The sequence below is a fragment of the Mariniphaga sediminis genome (assembly GCF_003573545.1).
Lineage (GTDB): Bacteria > Bacteroidota > Bacteroidia > Bacteroidales > Prolixibacteraceae > Mariniphaga > Mariniphaga sediminis.
The window spans coordinates 381,654-403,676 of sequence record NZ_QWET01000001.1 but is presented as its reverse complement, the minus strand read 5'-3'; the positions used below and the strand labels follow the sequence as shown (position 1 = coordinate 403,676).

The window sequence follows — 22,023 nt, the reverse complement described above, 5'->3', positions numbered from 1 at the left end:
GTTCGGTATTTTCTTTCACTGGCACTACTTTATCGCCAACTACATGGATTATTGGAAAGCCGGCCTGAGCTATTTTAAATGTAATTGTTGATCAGTTTTTATCAGAAAGATCAATCCAGTGTATTTGATCCCATCCACCTGCTGATTCATTATTTTGTTTCTCGCCGGGAGTACTCCGCCCATTAATAATATAGGATGAAAGCAATTGTTTCAATTCTTTCAGCTTACCAGGGAACTGAGTTTGCAGGTTATTTTCTTCTCCAGGATCTGATTCGAGGTCATATAATTGAACATCAGGAAAACCTTCACTTTCTTTCCCCGGCTTGGGATCACTCCATCCACCAGACCCGGGACACATGATTAATTTCCACTTACCCTGCCTGATGGCAAATTCACCATAGATTGAATGGTGGACGGTTGCTTCGCGCAATGGATTATTCAATCTTTCCCCTTTTAATACCGGAACCATGCTGTAACTGTCTTCTGCGATATCATCCGGTATAGCATAACCTACCAATTCGGCACAGGTTGCCATAAAGTCGGTGGTGCATATTACTTCATTTGAAATACGCCCGCCTTTAAATATTGATGGGCAGGCAACGATAAATGGGACACGATGCCCCCCTTCATAAATATCAGCTTTATGGCCCCGGAAAATATAACTCGGGTCATGCCCCACCCTTGCCAATTCATTAAAATTGGCTTTTGGCGAACAGCCATTGTCGCTTGTAAAGAAAATAAGTGTATTGCCTTTGAGTCCGTTTTTTTCGAGTGCCCCGATAACCTGGCCTACTACATCGTCAACCTGCAAAACAAAATCTCCGTAGAAATTGGTATTGCTTTTACCTATAAACTCAGAAGAAGGCAATATGGGCGTATGCGGCGCCGGTAAAGGGAGATACAAAAAGAATGGTGAAGTTTTTCCTGCCTGCTCTTCAATGTAACGAACAGCCTTATCTGTGACATGTTGCAACACTCCGGCATGGTTGAAATCATCGGAAGTAAGCCCTTCGCGCCAAAAACCTTTATCGTCAACGGATACGGTTGTTTTTGTCGGAACCATGGTAGGCACTCCGTTCTCTACGTAAACATACGGTGGCATATCGAGCGACCCGCAAAAGCCATACGAGTAATCGAACCCATGGGACATTGGTCCGTTCTCAATTGGCTTTGAAAAATCAACTTCCGGGGTACTTTTTAATGAATTAATATCTTCGGTAACACCTCCTTTAAAATGCCAGTCCCATCCCAGGTGCCACTTTCCGATATAGGCTGTCAAGTAGCCTTTTTCTTTAAGTAATTCGGCAACTGTCAGCCTGTCCTGCTCAATCAAAGATTTGGAGTAGCCGCTTAACACCCCTTTTTTCAACCTTGACCTCCAATTGTAGCGCCCCGTAAGTATCCCGTAACGTGTCGGTGTGCATACCGACGAACTGGTATGCACATCAGTAAACAAAATACCTTCGCTTGCTAACTTGTCGATGTTAGGCGTATGTAGTTTTGAGTCTTCATTTAAACAGGAAACATCGCCATAGCCAAGGTCGTCGGCAAGTATATAAACTATATTGGGAAATCTTTTATTCTCCGCGTTAGATACAATATCAAAAAATAAAAGGAGAAGTAAAATAATAAATTTAAGCTGCCTCATATCTTATAGATTTTTACACTTAAATCGTCGTAGGGGAATCACAACCCTATCTATTTTTAAATTATATCAAAATTACATTTTTCATTTTATCATTCCTCATACTTATTTGGTATAATATACCTGTTGTGCGGTTGAATAGCGAACGCTATATCGGCTACTGGACAAATGAACGGAGTACTTCCGAGGTTGATTTTGTTATCCAGGAAGAAGGAAAGGTTATCCCGGTCGAAGTGAAATCGGGCGAAAACCTGAAATCAAAAAGTTTCCGGCTGTTCTGCGAGAAATACAAACCTTCAAAAGCAATTCGCACTTCATTAACCGATTATAAGGAAGAACAGTGGATAACAAATGTTCCGTTGTATGCTATTGGGAAGGGAGTTTGTAGACAGCGACGGTTTTTATATATCTGGTTTATTTTATCCTGCAGGAACGTACTGGAAGTACAGATATACTCTTTTACACAGGAAGGTAGTATTATTAAATCAGTCTCTTCATTAACATACAAGAACCAGAACAACAACTCTTATTAAAAACGTCCCCACCTAAGCCAAACTCAGACAAACACTTCCACATACTTCACTTTTTATCCAGTCTTTACTGGGTTCAGGTTCGTTTATCCCTAGAGTTTTTATTGAAGGCCACCAGGTTAAACATTTCACGCATACGGCTGCGAATGCGGTTGCCGTATTTTTCCTCCAGTTCCGAAGCGGAAAGGTTGGTGGTTACATGGGTAGGAACCCCATTCGAAATAAACAAATCGTAACGGCTGAGTAGAATTTCGGCCATTACATTGCATTCATTTCCAAAGTATTTTTGGGGTTGTTCAATACCGAGATCGTCGAAACAGTAAATTCCTGGCGGCGGGGAGTTACCCGTTGCACTTACTGTTCCCTTTCCAAAGCGGTTGATGACTGTGTACCCCTCTTTTTCAAATTCGAAAGCAATTTCACGGGTCGATTTCACGGTGTATTGTTGCGCATTCGGGAAAAAGAACCCGACCAATGTTATCAGTGATGTTTTACCACAGCCAACAGGGCCTGTCAGCAAAATTCCTTTTTTCAGGTTCAGATTACGTTTTTGACAGTTTTCCAGGTCTGCAATGGCATATACCAGCAGGGTCAGGATGAGGTCATGATCTTCCGGGTAAATCAGGAAGTGCGGGCCAAACATCTTTCTACCCTGGCTTTCGAGCCAGCGGCAGCAACCGGAGAAATTAAAATGAAACTGGCCATTTTTAAATTCGGCAATTTCTTCATAGGGGTTCGGAATAATCTTTATCGGTTTCCACATAGTGCGGGCTTTTTCTGTTGACTTTTTTTCCTCTTCCATTTTCAAAAATTTTGGGGGTTCCCTGTTTATCCCCGTTTGTATTGTTTGTATTCTTTAATACTGTCCCACTTCGTATACCAGTTCTCGTCTCATATCGTGTCCCTGTTCGCGTATCAAACCTGGTACATGAAACCTTTCTGCCCGTATGAAAATTTCCGGAAGGGGAATAATCGATATATCCCCACTGATGTAATTCTTTCATACACCGGGCATACGTGTTTTTGGAGCCAATGCGAGATAGCTGCATCAGCTCTTCCCGGTCGACCGGGAAAGGGTTTTTAAACCGGTTTAAATTCCAAAGCTGAAACAGGCTCATATATAAACTGATATGGTACGCTGACAAATTCTTATCATCACCTGATTTTTCAAAAAAGCCGTTAAGGTGTTTGATGTAGTTCATCGGGAACATTGAAACGGGAAGTTATTTTTCTGCTGGTTCTCTCCCATCATCTTTTGAATATCTTCGTAGTCGTAAAAAATGACCCCGCCAATTTTGGAAAAAGGTAAAGTTCCGTTTACACGCAGGTTTTGCAGGGTGCCCGGGGAAATTCCAAGAAGCTTACGGACTTCACAGGATTTTAACCATTTTTTGGAAGGCTGTCCCCTGTTGACAGCAAAAAGCTGCCTGATTTCTTTAAGTAATTCGATTTTGAATTCCCGCAAATCATCGGTAGTAACAATTTCTGTTGGCATAACGTTTTGTTTTTAATGAATACATGTTGCGTTTTGCCAAAATTGTAAAACCTTGTTTGTATTTTACCCCAAGGCGCACCCAAGTTGGGTGATATTTTTAGTTTTTTGGTTTCGTTTAAATGTCTTCGGAGTACTTTTCTTTTTCGCATCTTTCCCTGATGCAATTCCGGTGAAACTGCTGCAATGACTTTACCTCTTCTTCCGGAAGAGTATAAAAAGTCTCTATTTGTTTGACAGGATTGTTTAACCCGTGATATATTTTAAACGGACAATTACTCACTGTTTCATCAAACGGGCAGCGCATCATGGCACCTAATATTTCCGCATTTTTAATGTTTTTTTTAGTAAGGTACATTTTGGTTGTTTTAAGTATCCGTCAGTCCCTTTTGGATGTATTACAAAAAAAAGCGTGGGACAGTAGCATTATCTGATCTGAGGAACCGCTAAGCACCCGTATCACAAATAAGTACAGCCCACGCAGAACGTGGGCGTCATACTTGTATTCTTGTGATACTTTAAAATTTAGCGGATTTTCAGATCAAGAATAAAAGCTAACGCTCTTGTATTTTTATGTCTTTATCTTCGTTTTTTAAAACGATTCATTCTTTACAAAATTAGTATGTTTTTCCCTTAATCAGGGCAAAGCTTGTCACTTCTTTTTAAAATTCTTATTTGGCATCAGCATCATCCATCCGGTTTAACAATGACTGTTTCAGCATATCGATAAATTTTGTCCGGTCAATTTTTCGGTTCCTGATTTCCAAAAAAGTCCGGTAAAAATCTCCCAGGCTGATATGAAATACTTTTTCAAAAATTGTTGCCAGTTCTTTTATATCTATTACTCCCTTATTTATTGCCCCGCAACTGTGAAGGGCATAGATTAGTTCGGTTAACGCTGTTTTACTTTCTGTCCAGGTAAGGTCAGCAGGAATCTCATTTTCCAACTGGCCTTGGGCCGGACCAGTTTGCTCCAACTTTTCCAATTCTGTTTTAATATACTTCGTCAGCATTTCATTTGCTAACAATGTGGACAAGGTATAATCCTGCATTGTAGAAAATTTTTTATCAATCAAAAAATGCAGGTTATCCATATTCGGAGGGATCTCAGCGCTTTCCCTGATATAAAATTTATCATCCAGAAATGTCAATCCTCTTTTGTGGTACTGGTAAAATTCAAAATTGTCATTGTAGTATTTTTCAATATTTTCCAAATGTTCATGAAAATACCTTTTCTGAATTTCTTTTGTACTCAATGGACGGCGACATATAATTTTGAAAAGTTTGGCATAATATATAAACTTGCTGTAAACCTTAGGTTTCAAATATTTGAAAAAGTAAATTTCTTCCTCCCGGCTTTTAAATCCATTGGTTATAACAATCTCGCGCAAATCCAGGAGAGCCAGAGAACAGAGAGAAACCATCTTTTCCACTAAGGCAAACTGATTTTCTTTTGTATGTTGTAACTTGCACAAAGCATTTTCAAATTCTTCAATAATACGGTGAGGGTTATTAACATCCATGATGTTTGAGTTTGAATGGTGAAACTATGTTTTTTAGAAATTTTTATTTTGAATTTTTCAATTCGTATTTTATTACATAAACCCCATCTCCCATCTTTTTAAACCTGAATTTTTCCAACTGGACAATTCCCCTACCTACATGGAGTTGAATTCTTTTGAATGATTTCTTTTGTATAGTTTTTCCTTCAGGGGTTTGAAGTTCAACAAAAAGGTCAACCTGCTTTTTTTTCCCTAAATGATGAATAACGGGAGTTATCCCGTCATCCGGTCCGTAAACCACATCCACATTATTGCTGGCAGCCCATGTTTTTTGAAAAACCATCTTATTTGAATAATATGCCAGTTTAGGGTGACGCAGATTGTCGATTAACGGTTTCTGGTACGTTCCCATGTTGGCTCCTCCCCGAAGGCAGCACCACGAAAAACCATCGTACCCCAGCAATATCTGTTTTTTCATCGACTCCCAGGCTGAAAAGGCCTGCCATGCCTGACTTGCCCGCCATTCGTCCAATGTTAAACGCCTCCCTACACTACCTTTATCATAATCCCATTCATAAGAATGGATTAAATACCAGGGTTTCCCTTTACATAATTCCCAGTTGGGCTGCCCTGCCGACTCTTCGTGTTCGAAATTAAAATAGGCCTTATCATTCGCAGCAAGGCAGAAGGCCGCCCAATCGTTCGGGGCATTCCGGAGCCTGGACCAATCGGCGCCATATCCGGTATAAGCATCCTGACTTCCCCGCGTATTAAGGACAGCCATGTATTCTGGGACTGCTGTAATGGAATTGCCCTGGTAATCCAGGGTGCCATCATAATTTGCATAGTGGGTATGTTGCCAAAAAGAGGTTGGTGAAATCAAACGGCTTTGATCGGTATCGGAAATAGTTTGATATATTTTCTTTATATAGTCATGCGTTTCGGAAATATCGTGAAGTTTAAAACGGTTGGGGTGATTGGAGGCCTCCCAAAGAACAATGCTCGGATGATTGATTACTTGTTTCATAAATTTGGGATAACCTTCAAAGTCCACATTCCAGGCCTCACCTTCCCTGATAAATCCGGCTGTGGACCATATCAGGTAAATGCCCATCTGATCGGCAAATTCAGCATATCGCGGATCATTTATCCCATCTACTGTATCTTTTTCGGCATGTACATGCACACGAAGCAGGTTTGCATTCATTTTTTTTATCATGAGCATCTCTTCTGCCACGGTTTCCAGAGGTGCACATCTGTTATACTTTGAGGTTGTTTCAATGGGAGTGCGAAATCCCATAATTTGTGCACCATTTAACATCTCGGGTTTCCCGTTGATATACAGATGACCGTTTGCCTGCTTTACCGTCCTTATTCCGGTAGTGGTTACAAAGTCGTCCACAGGGTTCCCTTCTTTGTCTTTTAAAATTGTCTCAACCCTGTACAGGTTCGGTGATTCCGGGCTCCACAGGCGGGGGGAAGGTACGGGAATATCGAAATGGAATTCATGATCTATCCTTGGGCGTACTTTTATTTCGCGGGAGAAAGATGCAACCCTTTCGCCTTCCTCCGGGAACCAGGGATAGTAATTGATTTCAATGCTACCCTCAAAAAAATTCCGTGTGGGATATTGCAACGTAACTTTATGTGCCTGTACCGCCTCCTCTCCCAACTCGCGGGTAGTAGCAACCACACTTTTGATTCTGCATTTCGAGGTAAGCTCCAGCTTTGTGCGTCCCAAAAACCATCCGATGTGATGGTCTGTTGGGGTATGCGGCATCGGAAAATTCAATTTGTATGGGTTTACTTTAACCGCAAACAAGTTCTCCTGATTCTTATTCAGAAAGCGGGTAACTTCTATTTCCCGGGGATGCCGGTTATTAACAACAGCCACCACTTCGTTATTGACCCAAACTTCTCCACCCGGGTCGAGGGTTTCTATTTGCAAAAAAGCCCTTTCAAATTCTCCGACATACTGCTTTTTCCTTAAATAAAAAGATTCTTCCTTTTCACGAAGGCCTCCGTGTACGGCAGGCAAATCGGACTTCTTCCAGTGGCTATCGTCGAAATAGACGGATTGCCATCCTGTAATTGCAGGTTTTTCTTCAAAATCCTCATCCAAAATAACCTGCGAATAGTAGGGATAATTGGCGTTATCCTGCAAAACGTGATTGAACAAAAAAAGGTCATCAATAAAACCATTACCGGATACTGAAACTGAAAAAGCAGATATGGCTGTAATTGTAGTGTCAGTCATTAATGCAAAGTCATGAATCAGCTTGCCATTCACGTAACAATTAAATCTTTTTTGGGTCATGTCCCCTTCGATAACCAATTCAGAACCTTCTGTATTTAATTCTTCCTTGTTTAAAACCAGGGAGACAGCCGTTTTATCTTCTCCTTTCAGGTTAAATGTAACCTGGCTGTTCCCTGCAACCATTACCTTGCATTCCAGTTTAAACCGCCAGTTTAAAGACCCAAATTCTTTTTTGATGGTGGTATTACGTAATTCCAGCTTATCGTTAATAATTCGTGCCCCGGGAATTTTATTCCAGGATTCAAGTTCTTTTTCGTTTTGAATGTCCTGCCCTTTTTTATAGCCGTAAGTTTTCCATCCGTTCAATGGAATTGTATGCCGGATTTTGGTTACTGGTTGGGGTTTCATTTTTCTTACCAGATCACCAATCTCTTCATCCGTAACTATCTCCTTGTCTAACTCTGGATTATCGAAATAACGGGAGGCAAAATTTGCATATTCATTTAAAAATTGAACCCTACCTTCAGTGTTAAACCATTCGGTTTCTCCCTTGAAATCTGTTTCGCCATTGGCTGCAGGATCGCTGGTAAAATGCCGTAGTTCGAAAGTAGTAGAAACTGGCTGCGAAATCAGGTCAAAACTGATTAACAAAAATATAAAAATAGAAAGTACTTTCATTGAAAATTTTTTATTTCGATTATAATACAAAACAAGAACTGAGTTATCCTGGAATAACGCATTTCCATATCAATATAAATTCAGATAGTCCATAATAGCTTTGTTCCCTTTCAGTGCATCGGCAGGCATCGGATTATCACTGGTATACACTTTTAATTGTTCCTCGGGCAGAATGGTAACAAAGTCTTCATTCACCGATGGAGCCCAGCTTACCGCTCCCGTATTCAACTTAAGATGATAGGCAAAGAAATTGTACATCACCGAACGTTTAGAATAGCCGTAATCATGTTTTTCTGCCGGAAGGTGAACATTCTCTACTTTGTGTTCTGCATCATAAAGTGCATAGACTTTTTGAATATAAGGATATTCAATCCTTGGCGTATTCCTTGTCCAGTCATTTCCGTTTGAAATAAGCAACATAGGCCTTGGAGCGCAAAGGGCCGCAATTTCAACATTATTTGTTTGATGGTTTTCGCTTTTATGAATTGGCATGCCGCTTTCACAGACACAACCTCCAAAAAAATGGGCTGAAACCTGAACACATGGCACAGAAACCTTTATCCTGTCGTCAATGGCGGCAAGAATAAATGTCTGCGTTCCTCCACCAGAACCGCCGGTTATTCCAGTCCTTTCCGGATCAACATCCGGACGCGACAATAAATACTCAAGCACCCGTTTGCTATTCCATGTTTGAAGGAGCAATGCGATTGGAATATTATGGGAATCAACCTGATGTGAATCCCCGTGCCCCACCATATCATAAGCAAATACAATAGCTCCCATTCGGGCGAGTACTGCGCAACGTTTTTGCACATAGTGGGTCAAACGCTTATCTTTTAGGTGCCCGTGAGGAGAAAGAACGGCGGCATTCTTTTCTTTTGCATTTACAGGCCGGTAAAGATTTCCTGTGATGTAAAACCCGGGAAAACTTTCAACCCGAATATTCTCCACAATATATCCGTCAAACTTCCGGGTGTTGGTAATTTGGGTATTGAAGTTGCCTTCTATTTTTGGCATCTGATCCAGCTTCATCCCTTTTATGATGCCCTCTTTAATGGTGGCGGCCCGCTGCTCCCACGATTCAAGATTGTTCCACTCAGCAGCAAACCCTTTCATTTTCAGGTTGGCTTCGTCTTCTGTCCAGTGACGGCCGACACATAGCATGTTATCCTGGGCAACAGAATGAACGGTGAATAGTGTAGCCATAAGAACTACATACAGTTTAGACAAAAATATTTGTTTCATTTTTTTTAAGTTGCAATTATTAGTTTAATATATACTAGTCATCCAATTTAAAAAATGATGTTTTTTCTTTATTTGGAAAAGCTTCTTTAAACCCGTAGAAAAATTTTTTTTCTGAACATATAATAAAGAAGTAGCCATGTAAATATTAAGTTTCCTACTAAAAGTAGTAGTTCTCCGTTTTCACCCAATGAATTTGTCAGCCATCCTAAAAAAAATCCAGAAATACGGTATACATCCACTATACGGTTAAATAGGTAAACAAAAATTGAGTTCTTACCTATTATGCGAAAATAAAAAGCCCATGTTTTAAATCCCCAATGATCAATTAACAGATAAAAAAAAGCCATTAAAATGAAGCTTATGCCTCCAGCTAAAAGGTTAAAGGTAGAAGTCCAGCAACTTTTTATAATGGGATAAAATGATGATAAAAGAATAGCAAACACAATTCCTAAAACACCGGCAGTCGTCAGATACGCCAACTTTTGCCAGTCTCCAGTTTTCCTGTTATGAAGGATACTACCTGCAATTGTTCCCATTAGCGTTATAGCGGTGGCTGAATAACTGCATAAAATTCCTTCCGGGTCAAAAGAATCGCCAATTAACCTTCCTGGTAACAAGGCCTGGTCAATATAACCATTGATACATCCTTCAGGAGTTAGAACCCCTGCACCAATACCTGGAACGGGAACAAGTAGCTGGATAATTCCAACGCTGGTAAGTATAACCCCCAGCCAAATCAATTTGTGCCTGAAGTCCGGAAAGTTGATGACAATAACCACCGTCAAAAAGTAGGCGATACCAATTTGTCCCAGTACACTGGCAATTCTACCATCCTGAAATCCATTCATGAATGTGCCGTTATAAAGAATTCCCAGTAAAATAAGAAATGCGAGACGTTTAAAAGCTTTTGCAATCAGGTGCCGCCCCGGTACTTTTTTTTCCAGTTTCGATTGCACTGAAAAGGGAATAGCTACACCTGAGATAAACATAAAAAGCGGGAAAATAAGATCGTAAAAATGAAACCCTTACCATTTCACATGGTGCATCTGGTCTTCAATCCAATAGGCGCCTGTTAGTTTTGAAAAGGTGATGGCCAAAATTCCTCCTCCGGTTATCCAAAACATGTCAAATCCCCTGAGGACATCTAGTGAATGAAGACGTTTTTGAGTTTCTCTCCGTAAAAATTTTGTAGACATTGGAAAATTTAACTTATACTTTAAACTTGATTTTTTAAGCCCGTTTGAATTATATAAATAAAATAAAAACCATTTTTTGTACCCAATTGAGTATACCTCCATTCTTTCTCTTTATCTCTTTTTTAAAAAAGACTTAGTTTTTTTATCTCATAGCAGATAAAGATATTGTTTCACCGGACTTTAAAGCACATACTTCATTCCATATTTTTTTACCAAAAGCCTGTATTTTAAATTCCTGATAATGATCAGAACTATTGGTCACCTTTACAGTGACCTCCATATTAGTTCTGGTTGCACTCACGATGAGGCCTACTGGGACCCTAAGAGAATCAAAAGAGATATCTCCCCAGCTATCAGGTACTCCTGAAAAAATTTCAACTACCTCATTGCGTCGGTTTACCAATAGAAGATTTACTGCATGTATGAATGCACCGTGTACTGTTGGGTACCACGTTTTATAAAAAACACCATCTGGACGGATAGCCTCCGGGAAGCCACCTAATGTAGTAGTTAATTTCGACGCCATTTCTACATGGTCTGGAGCTCCTTCTATACCCATTCGAGAAAATGCAGAACTGAAATAACAATTTATCCATGGCTGAGCCCGATAGCCGTGATCATACCACCTCATGAAGCCATCTGGCCCTGTGTTTACTTCGGCTGACGCCAAAATGGACTTTTCATCCATTATGGCATTAAATAATCCTACTTCATGAGCTACCTTGGTAAGATCACTCCTTGGGTTTTGGCAAGAATGTATCACTCCGTCGTATCTGTTTGCATTGATCCCCCGCTCCAGCTTGGGTAATAAACGCCGCCAATCAGGATCAATCTCTCGCCCCATAAGATCTGCTGCATTGCATAACCCACGCAAGGCTTCAATCGTTGTTACCAATGATATTGTGGGATTGGGATAATATACTATTTTCCCATCAATCCTTTCTTTACCATTTGTTCCCGGGCTGGTAATAATCTCAGCGTGATCCTCAAATTCAATGACACAACTCCCCATCAAAAATTCCAACGGCTGAAATAAGCAATCCCAATAATCATTCAAAATTGAAAGATGTCCGGAATACTGGTAGAGTTGCCAAACCATGATTGAGATATCGGCTGTCATGGCTAATCGTTGACCAAGGATTTTCTCTCGTGAGCTTGAATCTATTTTTCCAGTAAACGATAAATCCCCGGGGACTGAAACACCTGGTAGGCCTGCATCCCTATTTCGTTTAGCTAAATTGGGAAGGATATTTTGCCAAAAACGGACACCCAATTCTGCCTCTTTCATCCGGTTTGCACCCAATAATGCCATCATACTAAAGACCATATCCCAGGAGTAAACTACGCTCCTCCACATACCAGGGTAAGAGCCTACCGTTATCCCTCCTAAGACTGGATGTTGATGTGCCCGGGCAACATAGAGGCTTGTACGGTAAATATTATCAATATCTCCATAAGGAAGGTTTATTGACGAATTAGAATCGAATCTTTCCCATTCAGCACAATGATTCCTTAATGTTTCTTCATAGTCAAAATAATCAAGTAGTTCATTTGATACATTATCTCCATGCACTTTATCAACCTGAGAGCATTGAACTGCAAAGGTAAATTCACATCCTTCCTGAAGGGATACTTCTAGCCCCGTCAATCTGTTGTAGCATTCTACCTTTTGGGCACGGGGGTGATCACAGAAGAGTCGTACGGGAGTATCCGGCCATCGTTCACCTTCAATAATAAAATCCATCGTTTCCTGGTCAGAAGATTTATCCTGGCTGCCATTTTTATTGACAATCTTTAATGGACCAGGAGCAGTCCTGACAAAGAACTGCATTGCCATCTTTTCCGCTCTTGTTTTTACAGCAAACCGGTGAACCAGAATATGATTTTTGGTAAGAAAGGTCTTTACCCGGATATCAGCGTTCAAGTAATGACATTGAGTTTCCAAAATGCCTGATTTAGCATCAAATTTTTGTTCAGACATGTCAATCCCTTCAGCATGAAACCCACGTCGCACAATATAACTACACTGTAACATATTTAATACACCCATAGACGGACTTTTCCTCGTATCTGGTCTGTACCAACCAGTATGTGTCTCATTGTATGTCCAGTGTTCATGCCCGGCACATGCTCCCATTGCTCCTGAATAGCCAATGAGTACATGTTCTACTCCGTTCCCCAATATCATAGGGAAGTAGGCTTTGCAATGCCCCACCAATGGTCCTACGTCGTGTTTTTTGGGAGCAGGAATTTTGTTTATTCCCTTTTCTGCATTTTTATTTCCAGATTGGCAGCTGTATGTACTCAATGCAATTGCAGCACCTGATGCCACGGTAGCTGTACGAACAAAATCGCGACGAGATAAATGATTATTATTGTTTGTGCTTTGTTTCTCCATAATTAAATGATTATATATTTTTTTTCCTGCAAAGCCCATTAGCGTTAATTAAAGGCTTTGTTATCATCCCAATAGTTGATTCCAACTTTATCCCAGTGTTTTTATCACGTATAACCGGGTCAGAATTCCAATTTGACTTTTGTGCGCGAACTAATATTATCAATTGTTACGGTCTCTGTTTTTTTGTCATAAGTTCCTCCAACCACTCTCTTCGGATACAAGTTACTGGGATGAGGTAATCTTATAGTTATCTGTTCCGGCTTTCTGTCCATATCTACCTCAATTAGCGCCTCAATAGTTCCACTTTCTATTAATGACACAACCTTAACGTTTAAATTGCCAAAATAGCTTTTAACATTTTTTAGCTCTATTACCTGCCCATCATTTAGCCAATTTCTGGGTATCACCTTAAAAAGTCTTAAAGTACTACCTTCTTCCATATATAGCATCCAACGAGTTTCCATTAAGAACCAAGCTTCTTCATGTGTTTTATGTTGGCTCACCCTGTACATATGTTCCCAAAAGGTATACGTCTCCCTGTCGGCATGTGCAGCAATTGTATTATAATAGGTATTTAAGAATGGTTTAGTCATCCCATATCTTGCTTGTAACCAATTATGTCTACTATAGTAAGGCTGACTAAAAGCTGCATTTCCCTGAAAAAATAGTTCACTGTTATAATCCAATAGCATTTTAGCTTCTACTGACGCAGGCTCAACAACTTCACAAAACACCAAGTATAACGGACCTAACAAAACATCTGTTGCAGTAAAGGTCCCATGTGTCCAAAAAGTTTCTTTTTCCTGAAGAAGTCCCCTAGGACCATCTGCTTCAGGCCAGGCAGGGAGTGTCGGAACCCAACTTCCATCTCCCAATGAGACTACCGGAGAGATGCCAAATAATGTTTTTACCGTTCGGCGTATATCATGTTTCCAATCATTGGCTTCTTTTTGAATGCGATAGGCATTTTTCGGATCTATCTTCATCAATGCCTCTGCAACTCTGGACAACCCAAGATAAGCATATCCATTCAACATAAAAGAACGATAAGAATCTTCCGGATCAGCTACTTGCCCTTCAATCATTCCATACCCTCTGCCAATTAGCTTATCCCGCTTATTTCTGTTACGCCATTCGATTAAATAGTCACAAGATTTTATAATCTTTTCCCGAGAGAGGGTTAACCAATTAAAATCATTCGTGTACCGAATGTATTCTCCTATACTCCATAAAGCTGCTCCGGTTTCGACGGTATAATCCCCGTAGTTTTGGATACACCCATTACTTAACTGTGTCTCCAGAAAATAATTCAAGGCTTTCTTTGCCAGTTCATGCCATCCCACAGAGAGATAGAACTGAATGATAGGTGAACTTTCGGTTCCTATTGGGGAATACACACCTACATTAGTAGACACAACATCCTTATAACCATTACCGTACGTAACCAAATCTAGATGTAATAGCCCTGCCTGAAACATTTCCTGAATTCTTTTTTCTGGAACACTGATTGAAGCTGCCTGGTCCAATTTTTCCTTCCAGTAGCTTCTCGCGGCATTAAGTCTTTTTTCAAATGATTGATTTACAATAACATAAGCCCTTTTCTTTGACACTGGTGTATGTGGCAAGAAAAAATCAAATTCAGCTTTCTCTCCAGGCAGGAGTAAAATGGAGATTTCTTCATTTGCCAATGCTTCTCCATTGAGTTGTGATATACAAAATACACTATCTCCTCCGAAGGAAGAAAAACCTGTGTTTTCGTCATATTCATGAATCTTTTGACACCACCACCCATTTCCTGGTCTTGGACACTTAATCCATGCATACCTCGGTACTGTTCCTGTATTTTCTATTGTTGTACGGGAATACAATACCATATCATCTTGAAAATCAAAGGCGTTTTTCATTTGTTCACCTAGTTCTTTCAGGTGTTCTTCCTTAAATGTTCTTCCTGAACTATGTTTGTCCGAAACAATATAATTTGTACCTCTATTTGTTGAAGCGTTTAGAGGTATTTCGGCAAAAGACACAAAAGAAATAGTATGATAGATAATATCGTCATCCACAAGTTTTGAATGATAGATAGGCAAAATACCTTCATCAAGTCGTCTGGTAATGTTATTTTTTACGCCAACCCCTCTTCCTAATGCATAAATGTATCCATCATAATTTGTATCAGCAAGTTTAATGTTACTAGAAGCATATTTAGGACGTATTATTTTCCCCTCTTGGGCCATATCTTCCAGCTCCTCAGAAATTTCAAACAACCTCATATCTCGTCCTATGCCCAACCATATAGGAACACTCATATCCCTATTGGTTTGTGCTACAGAACCGAACGAAGTTTCTTCTTCCGATTCAATTCGCTGGATTTTAGTTTGGAGATTACGAGATAATATGTCTTTTTCTAATTCTGCATAAGAACGATTATCTTTATCAACTACTACCGCAACTTTGTATGCCGGAATATATATAGGATAGCCTGCATTTACATCGCGGAGAAAAAAAGAAAAGGGATGGTCTGGTGTTTTTACCGAAATTACCGTAGGCGATGGGCCATATGCATTATTAAATCCAGTAACTTCAACAGTTAACCTTGCCTCTTCCTCACCAGTTAAATAAAAACTATTACCACTTGTTTCTCCTTTTTCTACATGCAAACTCGTAATATTTCCCCGATTTATTTTTATGGAGCCGCTAACGTTTTTTTTACTCCACACAATATGAAATTTACATATTGGCTCTATATTGGCAGAAAAAGCTATTAAACCATTCAGGACGAATAACATATATATTATTATACAAAAAACTGTTTTTGTTATCATAATAATCTTTCTTATTTAAAAAATACAAATACTTTTAAAGGGTGTTGACCAATTTCATATTTATAATGTAGAATTAAAGCTATAGCCAGGTTTTGATGCACTCAACATAAAAAATATCTTAGACTTCATGCTCTCACCATATGAGAACGAGCTATTTCTTTATTAGTAATTAACACCCATTCTATTCCAATGAACTACTAACAAATTCAAAGCATTATTAAAATCATTAAAATTTTTATGTTCTTTTTGAGTCCATCCAACTTCAGAATAAGCAGCCAATCTAGGGAATATTTGATAATCTAATACTGCTTCATTAGGAACCCATTCTGTCCACAAAGGGCAGGTTAATCCCAAAATTCTATCATGATACTTAATATCCAATCCTTCAGGAATAGGTTCAAACGAGTAGGCCTTTTCCAATGTAAGATCAGCAGGGTTATAGTTCAAATATGTAAAACTACTATTAGAGTTTACAATATCATAACCTTTTGATGCTGCTTTAAAAATTAAATCCAGATCTCCCCTCCAAAAACCAATGATAGTTCCTGAAGCTGGTTGCTTATCTATTGTAATTTGAAAATCATCCGCATTTAAATCTCTGTTTGTATGGTCTCCGGTGATGTCATTCCACCCCATCATCCTTTTCCCTTTACTCTTTAAATAATCTGATATCTCACTTGTAAACCACATTTGTAAATCAGCATAAGTCCTGAATCCATTTTTTTTCATGAATTCATTTATTTCCGAAGATTCCTTCCATAAATTAACCCAAACCTCATCACCCCCTGTATGAATTATGCCCGATGGGAAAAGCTCAATTACTTCATCTAAAACATTTTTGAAAAATTTAACCACTTTGGGATTAGCCAGATTTATTTCTGATGGATTCCTCAAATATGGCTCTCCGCCGAATGTAGTGGGTACTTTAACCTCGCTATTCCTTGTCCCCAGCCATGGATAAGCCGCCATGGCAGCCTGGTTGTGGCTGGGCATGTCAATTTCCGGGACAACTGTAATATGACGTATTGAAGCATACTCTATTATTTCTTTAATCTCTTCTTTTGTATAATATCCTTCGTGTGGAACTCCATCAAAAGTAAACACCCACTTATTATTAGAATCTTTTTGTTTTGAAATCATTGACGAATCTCTTTTTGATCCAACCGAAATTAACCTGGGATATTTATCAATCGGTATTCGCCATCCCTGATCATCGGTTAGATGCCAATGGAATACATTCATTTTTAGCAAAGCCATTTCGTCTAATATGCCTTTTACGACATCAACTCCATGAAAATACCGACTTACATCAAGCATAAAACCTCTCCATTTAAATCGGGGGTAATCAATGATTTCAACGCAAGGGATAGAATACCTGGAATAAATTAAATTATCATCTGAGATTTTTCTTAACAATTGTCGTAAAGTTTGGATTCCATAGAAAATGCCAGTATTGGTAGCACCTGTTATTTTAATAAAATTCTCAGTTACTTTTAGTTCATAACCTTCCAGACCAACTCGATCTTTTAGTAATGGATTAATTTCCATTACAATATTATTTTGAGATACTTTGGAATAAGGAGTAAGTACAACATCAAACTCCTTTTTTAATACCTCTTGAAATAATTCCGCTTCATTTGACGCTTTTTCTGAATAATTTATTATGGTTCTGCTTGAAAGCACAAAAGTTCCAGGCTTTTCAAGAATATGTACCGGACACGGTATTATTTCTATTGCTGATGTTAATTTATAACATGTGACTATTAAAAATATCAGTTGTAATATCTTTTTCATTTCAAATTTTTATGATAGGGTTAATATAAGGCTGTTACCCTTTCGATATTATGAACACAAGTTTGGTTTGTCCATTAGGAACCCTAAAATACCCATTCCCTGTAGTTATTACCGATGGATTTATTGGTTTAGCATTAAAATGTTCAGGAATGATTATTGTTCCGGGTAATGCATTGCTATCGGTAGCAGATAAAGAGACGGAGCATAATTTAGGCCCGATTGCTCGTATTTCAAGATTAATAATACCAGATGTTGTATACAAGTTTTTTAATAGAGTCGTTTGATTAGCTTGAAGCCAGTCAAACGGGATTCCTCCAAGGAGGGTAATTTCTTCATCAGATTCAAAGTATAATGAATTGAGCATCATGTCTATCATCCTGCCATTGCCACTTCCATTGGGTTGCCAGCATGTAAAAGCCGGATCACGTCTTGAAAAACGCTCCTGGGTTTGATAGGTGTCCTGGGTTATTCCATATTTAAGATTTGCCTGTGTAGCAGCAAATGCCTTCTTCCATTGACCGGTAGCCAGGTAAATTTTTTGCCAAATATATTCTGCTGTACCTATATAAGCTATCTCCTTGTCCATGTTGCCCATAAAATAACCAGCAGCCCTGTTGTTTTCATAATATTCAATAAAACGTTGAAAAGTATCTGACCCTGGATTGATTGATCCGGTTGCTCCAAGCATTGCTGAGCTAACAACATTTTCAAACTTACGTGCAGATCGTGTAGCCTTATCTCCGGTTAATATTTTTCGGTCAATAAATCCGTTTGGATGACTTAGTTTCTCTATTGTAACGGCTAAATCATCACGGTACAACTCCAAATCATTACGAAATTCAGCTGCGTCTTCATGACCTATCCTCTCCAGTAACCGGACTGTTTTCTCAAGGCCCTCAAAGGTATAGGCATCAGTTGCCGATACGACATAACCTTCATCCCCGTCCGTTGCTACTGCAAAAGGCATCAAACCGTAATATAACGGCCTTGTACCATCAGGATTGAATTTCCTTGTTGCACGCAACTCGCCAACAATCCATCGAGCCGCATTCATTATTTTTGGCAGGTATTGAGCCAAAAATTCCTTGTCATTTGAGTAAAGGTAATAATCGCTGGCAAGACCGAGTGCAGACCCCGTCGAATTCGCCCACCGCGGACCGGTTGTACCTATTGACCCTTTTGTAGTAGTGAATTTCCCTTCCGGAGGGACACCTGCATCCTGAAGGCTGAATATAAAATCAAGCCCTTTCTTTACCGATTCAAAATGTCCTAAACGAAGCATCGGGCGAAGCATATGTACTGCTTCCCATACCCATACATAAAATCGCTCGGAACTACCCCCCTGGGTGGGCATTAAACTCTCCCTGCCAGAATGTTTTACTGAAAGCTGCAAGGTAGATGTTTGTAATTCAGTAAAAATATCCTGCCAGTTCCCGAAGCTAAATGCCATTTTTGTATTTTCTTCTGTCAACAGGCTTTTAAAGTGACTTAAGGCTTCTTTACGGCATTCATTTGATGAAGACTTTTGAAGGTAAGTCAAATGATCATTTGTAATATTCTCATCATTAACTAACAATGCTAAGGAGAACCCTTTTGTTTCCCCCGGATTTATATCTCCCCGTGCATGGATAACATCCTTAACCTCCTTTAATCGCATATTTGGTAAAACAAAACCTGACATCCTGGTACTTCTGTAATTGACATTATAATTCTCATTCTGAAATTCAGCTTCCTCTTCCCAATTAACTTCCATAGAACCAGGAACAACCTTACCTATAACCTGGCTGTCTTTAAGGATAGAACTACCTTCAAATTTCACTTTGTCACATGGCAACCACCTGGATGCATCCCAGTAAAATGGTATGTAATGATAATTAAAAAGATCATTTTCCCTCTGGAAATTTACCTTTACCCTGACATGAGCCTGGTGTGCTTTTTCTTCTTCATTGGTCACTGTAATATTAATCCATAATAAGCTCTGACCTTCACTGATCCCGGTACACATATATTCAACCTGGTAATAAAGGTCACGCGAATAATAATCACCAGTGACTACCGGGTATTTGTTTTCTGCCAATGATAATGTGCTAAGATGAAAATCAGGAACAACAGGTGGATCTTCAAAAGCAAATTGAACGATCCAGGTTTCCTGGGTTGTCGCCTCCTCTCGTGTTGGTCCTCCCGGAACCCGAACGTTGGGCGTTACATGCCTCCGGCAAACATTAAGTGCAGCATCAACATGTACCCAATCTGGTGAATGGGCAGGCTGAATAGGCAAATTAACAGTATAAGGAGGACGCCATCGAAATTTGTTTTCTATTAAAATCTGATCCCAGGATTTATTATTGATATTTGAATAGGTTGAATTCTCATTATATACAGTTGAGCCTTTCTCTGTGTAGGTTTTTGTTTTCAAAGAGTCGATTCTTGCACACACTGTATTCGAAAACAAAACTAATAGTATAATATATACAAAGTTTAAACTTTTATATTCCATGTCTATAATATTTACACTCTGAATTTTCAGAGTAATGAGGATTATTAGGAAATAGATTGAGAAGGCTAAAATTCTTTTAATAGCCTTCTCAATTTAGTAATTGCTGTTTAATAACTAGGGTTTTGTTCTAATTGAGGAGCTTTATTCCTTTCAACAGTTGGAATAGGAAACCAATACATACTTTGGACCACCGGTCCTCTTTCTTGCACTAATATCCGCTGCCATGTTGTAGTAATAACTCCATCATCATTAATCTCTTCAATCTTTATTCCATGAGCATGGCTATTAAATACATCTTCCAGTATTTTCCATCTTCTGATATCATAGAATCTTCCTTCTTCCAATGCCATTTCAACTCGTCTCTCATATTTAAGAGCTTCTTTAATATCATTCGTAAAATCGGGCATAGCAGCACGATTCCTTACCATGTTAATGTAGTGTTCAGCTTCATTATTTTCGCCTAACTCCAGACAAGCTTCAGCATAGTTCAATAAAATTTCCGGGTATCGAATCTCTACCCAAATCTGCTCACATCCCTCATATGCCCCCTGAACTTCATCATCTAAAAATTTCCTCATACAATATCCTGTATATGTGGCTTCAGAAGGATAAACAGGGCCTTCATGCGTATCTATTCCAGGTACTCTACTAACTTCTTCTCCATTAACAATTTTTATTCGTGTGCGTCTTTCATAAATTCCAAGAGGATCTCTCTCCGCAAGATCTGAAAAACGTGGTTGCCAAACAGCACTATCGTAGAGAATTGTCCCGGTAAACCGCGGATCACGATTATGATAAGGATTCTGACTTGTATATTTGGATGAAGCATTTTTATAAAAATCATTTTCATCTAGTGTAAAATGATTAGAAAAATCTGATCCGTCGTTCATTTGGTAAACATCGACTAATTCCTGGGTAACTCCGGTCACGCCCCAATTCAATGTACCATTTGGTCCATTCAAAACATTAATTTTATGATAGTATTCTGGGATAGAATACATCCTTCCAAAAATGATTTCCTCACTGGACAAATCTTTTTGTCTGAAGAATTGATAATAATTTTCAGATACAGAGGCCTTATTTGGTGCACCAAAATTATCGAGGCTATATTCTCCCAGATCGATCACAGCTTTAGCTGCATTTTTAGCTTTAGTCCACAATTCATTACGGTTGGGATTTTCATAGCCAACATATTTATTAGCAGCATTGCCGTCAGCAGTAAGATCACTTGCTGCAAACAACCATATTCTTGACTTAAGCGCTAATGCAGCACCTTTACTTGCATTCCCCATAACAGTTTGGCTATTAGATAGCAATAGAGCTGCGGCTGCATCGCAGTCATCTGAGATAAACTGAATGGTTTCCTCAAAAGAGGCCCTTGTATATGAAAGCAAATCATCATCTTGCTTATTTGGTTTATCGAAAAGAGGGACTCCTCCATAAATACGAACCAAATTCGTATAACAAAATGCTCTCAAAAAGAATGCTTCTCCTTTTAATACATTAACTTTCTCCTCTATTTCATTCTTTTTGATACCTTCGTAATTTTCCGGGACTTTATCAATATTATCAAGAAAAACATTAATATCCTGAATATTTGAGAAGAGGACATCCCACCGCAAAAAAATATATCCATAGCGATTACTAATAGGCCCCAGATCGCTTGGAGTTACTCGTCCTTGGAGATAAACATCTGTCCCGCGAAGAACTCTATTATGAGTATCGTCTGTTATTTGAGTAACAATATTTTCACATTTCCAACCAATATATAATTTGTAATACAAACTTTTCAAATACCTGTCAGCAAGTTTAATATCAGCCCAAACAACGGCATCGGAATATCTATCCAAAGGTTTTTTGTCCAGTATTTGCTCTTCACATGAGTAAAATAGAAGTAAAAAGGACAATAATATTAAAATATGATTTTTAAAATTTTTCATAATATTATTATTTAATTTAATTAGAAT

Annotated in this window: 16 protein-coding genes; 1 reads left to right on the top strand and 15 read right to left on the bottom strand. The window is 39.0% G+C overall.

Annotation, left to right across the window (positions count from 1 at the left end):
- Window positions 1–91: 91 nt before the first annotated feature.
- Window positions 92–1,648, bottom strand: a complete 1,557-nt coding sequence (locus D1164_RS01410) for a sulfatase family protein (protein WP_119348139.1) — start codon at window positions 1,646–1,648, stop codon at window positions 92–94.
- 125 nt (window positions 1,649–1,773) lie between these two features.
- Here D1164_RS01410 and D1164_RS01405 point away from each other — a divergent pair, with 125 nt between their 5' ends.
- Window positions 1,774–2,178, top strand: a complete 405-nt coding sequence (locus tag D1164_RS01405) for a DUF4143 domain-containing protein (RefSeq protein WP_172594295.1) — start codon at window positions 1,774–1,776, stop codon at window positions 2,176–2,178.
- Window positions 2,179–2,251: 73 nt separating this feature from the next.
- On the opposite strand, the gene D1164_RS01400 is transcribed toward D1164_RS01405, so the two are convergent.
- From D1164_RS01400 to D1164_RS01335, 14 genes are all read right to left on the bottom strand, one after another.
- Window positions 2,252–2,977 (bottom strand): P-loop NTPase family protein, encoded by a 726-nt coding sequence (locus tag D1164_RS01400; RefSeq protein WP_241558238.1) that lies wholly within the window; start codon window positions 2,975–2,977, stop codon window positions 2,252–2,254.
- The gene (locus D1164_RS01395) at window positions 2,901–3,377 is read right to left on the bottom strand and encodes a hypothetical protein (RefSeq protein ID WP_119348137.1); all 477 of its coding nucleotides are present in this window, start codon (window positions 3,375–3,377) and stop codon (window positions 2,901–2,903) included. The genes D1164_RS01400 and D1164_RS01395 overlap by 77 nt, the downstream gene beginning before the upstream one ends.
- Entirely contained in the window at window positions 3,374–3,670 is a 297-nt protein-coding gene (locus D1164_RS01390) for a helix-turn-helix domain-containing protein (protein WP_119348136.1), read from the bottom strand. The genes D1164_RS01395 and D1164_RS01390 overlap by 4 nt, the downstream gene beginning before the upstream one ends.
- A 115-nt stretch (window positions 3,671–3,785) precedes the next feature.
- Window positions 3,786–4,025: a hypothetical protein gene (locus tag D1164_RS01385; RefSeq protein WP_119348135.1), complete on the bottom strand. Its 240-nt coding sequence runs from the start codon at window positions 4,023–4,025 to the stop codon at window positions 3,786–3,788.
- A 313-nt stretch (window positions 4,026–4,338) separates the two neighbouring features.
- Window positions 4,339–5,190 carry an RteC domain-containing protein gene (locus D1164_RS01380; RefSeq protein ID WP_119348134.1) on the bottom strand — a complete coding sequence of 284 codons (852 nt, stop codon included), beginning with the start codon at window positions 5,188–5,190 and terminating at the stop codon, window positions 4,339–4,341.
- Window positions 5,191–5,233: 43 nt separating this feature from the next.
- The gene (locus tag D1164_RS01375) at window positions 5,234–8,104 is read right to left on the bottom strand and encodes a glycoside hydrolase family 2 TIM barrel-domain containing protein (protein ID WP_119348133.1); all 2,871 of its coding nucleotides are present in this window, start codon (window positions 8,102–8,104) and stop codon (window positions 5,234–5,236) included.
- A gap of 69 nt (window positions 8,105–8,173) precedes the next feature.
- A complete protein-coding gene (locus tag D1164_RS01370) occupies window positions 8,174–9,349 on the bottom strand; it encodes an alpha/beta hydrolase family protein (RefSeq protein WP_119348132.1) in 1,176 nt (391 codons plus the stop codon).
- Window positions 9,350–9,435: 86 nt separating this feature from the next.
- Window positions 9,436–10,338, bottom strand: coding sequence for an acyltransferase family protein (locus D1164_RS01365; protein WP_119348131.1), 903 nt, complete (start codon window positions 10,336–10,338; stop codon window positions 9,436–9,438).
- Window positions 10,339–10,374: 36 nt separating this feature from the next.
- Window positions 10,375–10,545 (bottom strand): hypothetical protein, encoded by a 171-nt coding sequence (locus D1164_RS23700; protein ID WP_172594294.1) that lies wholly within the window; start codon window positions 10,543–10,545, stop codon window positions 10,375–10,377.
- A 142-nt stretch (window positions 10,546–10,687) separates the two neighbouring features.
- Window positions 10,688–12,853: a hypothetical protein gene (locus D1164_RS01355; RefSeq protein WP_172594293.1), complete on the bottom strand. Its 2,166-nt coding sequence runs from the start codon at window positions 12,851–12,853 to the stop codon at window positions 10,688–10,690.
- A 209-nt stretch (window positions 12,854–13,062) separates the two neighbouring features.
- Window positions 13,063–15,765, bottom strand: a complete 2,703-nt coding sequence (locus D1164_RS01350; RefSeq protein ID WP_206610888.1) for a hypothetical protein — start codon at window positions 15,763–15,765, stop codon at window positions 13,063–13,065.
- Window positions 15,766–15,927: 162 nt separating this feature from the next.
- Entirely contained in the window at window positions 15,928–17,559 is a 1,632-nt protein-coding gene (locus D1164_RS01345; RefSeq protein ID WP_119348128.1) for a beta-N-acetylhexosaminidase, read from the bottom strand.
- Window positions 17,560–17,593: 34 nt separating this feature from the next.
- Window positions 17,594–19,975 (bottom strand): glucosidase family protein, encoded by a 2,382-nt coding sequence (locus D1164_RS01340; protein WP_119348127.1) that lies wholly within the window; start codon window positions 19,973–19,975, stop codon window positions 17,594–17,596.
- Between the two features lie 188 nt (window positions 19,976–20,163).
- The gene (locus D1164_RS01335; protein WP_119348126.1) at window positions 20,164–21,996 is read right to left on the bottom strand and encodes a RagB/SusD family nutrient uptake outer membrane protein; all 1,833 of its coding nucleotides are present in this window, start codon (window positions 21,994–21,996) and stop codon (window positions 20,164–20,166) included.
- Window positions 21,997–22,023: the final 27 nt, after the last annotated feature.

Coding starts and splice junctions, on each gene's coding strand:
- D1164_RS01350 (WP_206610888.1), bottom strand. CDS start 15,765: ATGATAACAAAAACAGTTTTTTGTATAATAATATATATGTTATTCGTC.
- D1164_RS23700 (WP_172594294.1), bottom strand. CDS start 10,545: ATGTCTACAAAATTTTTACGGAGAGAAACTCAAAAACGTCTTCATTCA.
- D1164_RS01395 (WP_119348137.1), bottom strand. CDS start 3,377: ATGAACTACATCAAACACCTTAACGGCTTTTTTGAAAAATCAGGTGAT.
- D1164_RS01380 (WP_119348134.1), bottom strand. CDS start 5,190: ATGGATGTTAATAACCCTCACCGTATTATTGAAGAATTTGAAAATGCT.
- D1164_RS01345 (WP_119348128.1), bottom strand. CDS start 17,559: ATGAAAAAGATATTACAACTGATATTTTTAATAGTCACATGTTATAAA.
- D1164_RS01390 (WP_119348136.1), bottom strand. CDS start 3,670: ATGCCAACAGAAATTGTTACTACCGATGATTTGCGGGAATTCAAAATC.
- D1164_RS01370 (WP_119348132.1), bottom strand. CDS start 9,349: ATGAAACAAATATTTTTGTCTAAACTGTATGTAGTTCTTATGGCTACA.
- D1164_RS01375 (WP_119348133.1), bottom strand. CDS start 8,104: ATGAAAGTACTTTCTATTTTTATATTTTTGTTAATCAGTTTTGACCTG.
- D1164_RS01385 (WP_119348135.1), bottom strand. CDS start 4,025: ATGTACCTTACTAAAAAAAACATTAAAAATGCGGAAATATTAGGTGCC.
- D1164_RS01335 (WP_119348126.1), bottom strand. CDS start 21,996: ATGAAAAATTTTAAAAATCATATTTTAATATTATTGTCCTTTTTACTT.
- D1164_RS01400 (WP_241558238.1), bottom strand. CDS start 2,977: ATGGAAGAGGAAAAAAAGTCAACAGAAAAAGCCCGCACTATGTGGAAA.
- D1164_RS01410 (WP_119348139.1), bottom strand. CDS start 1,648: ATGAGGCAGCTTAAATTTATTATTTTACTTCTCCTTTTATTTTTTGAT.
- D1164_RS01365 (WP_119348131.1), bottom strand. CDS start 10,338: ATGTTTATCTCAGGTGTAGCTATTCCCTTTTCAGTGCAATCGAAACTG.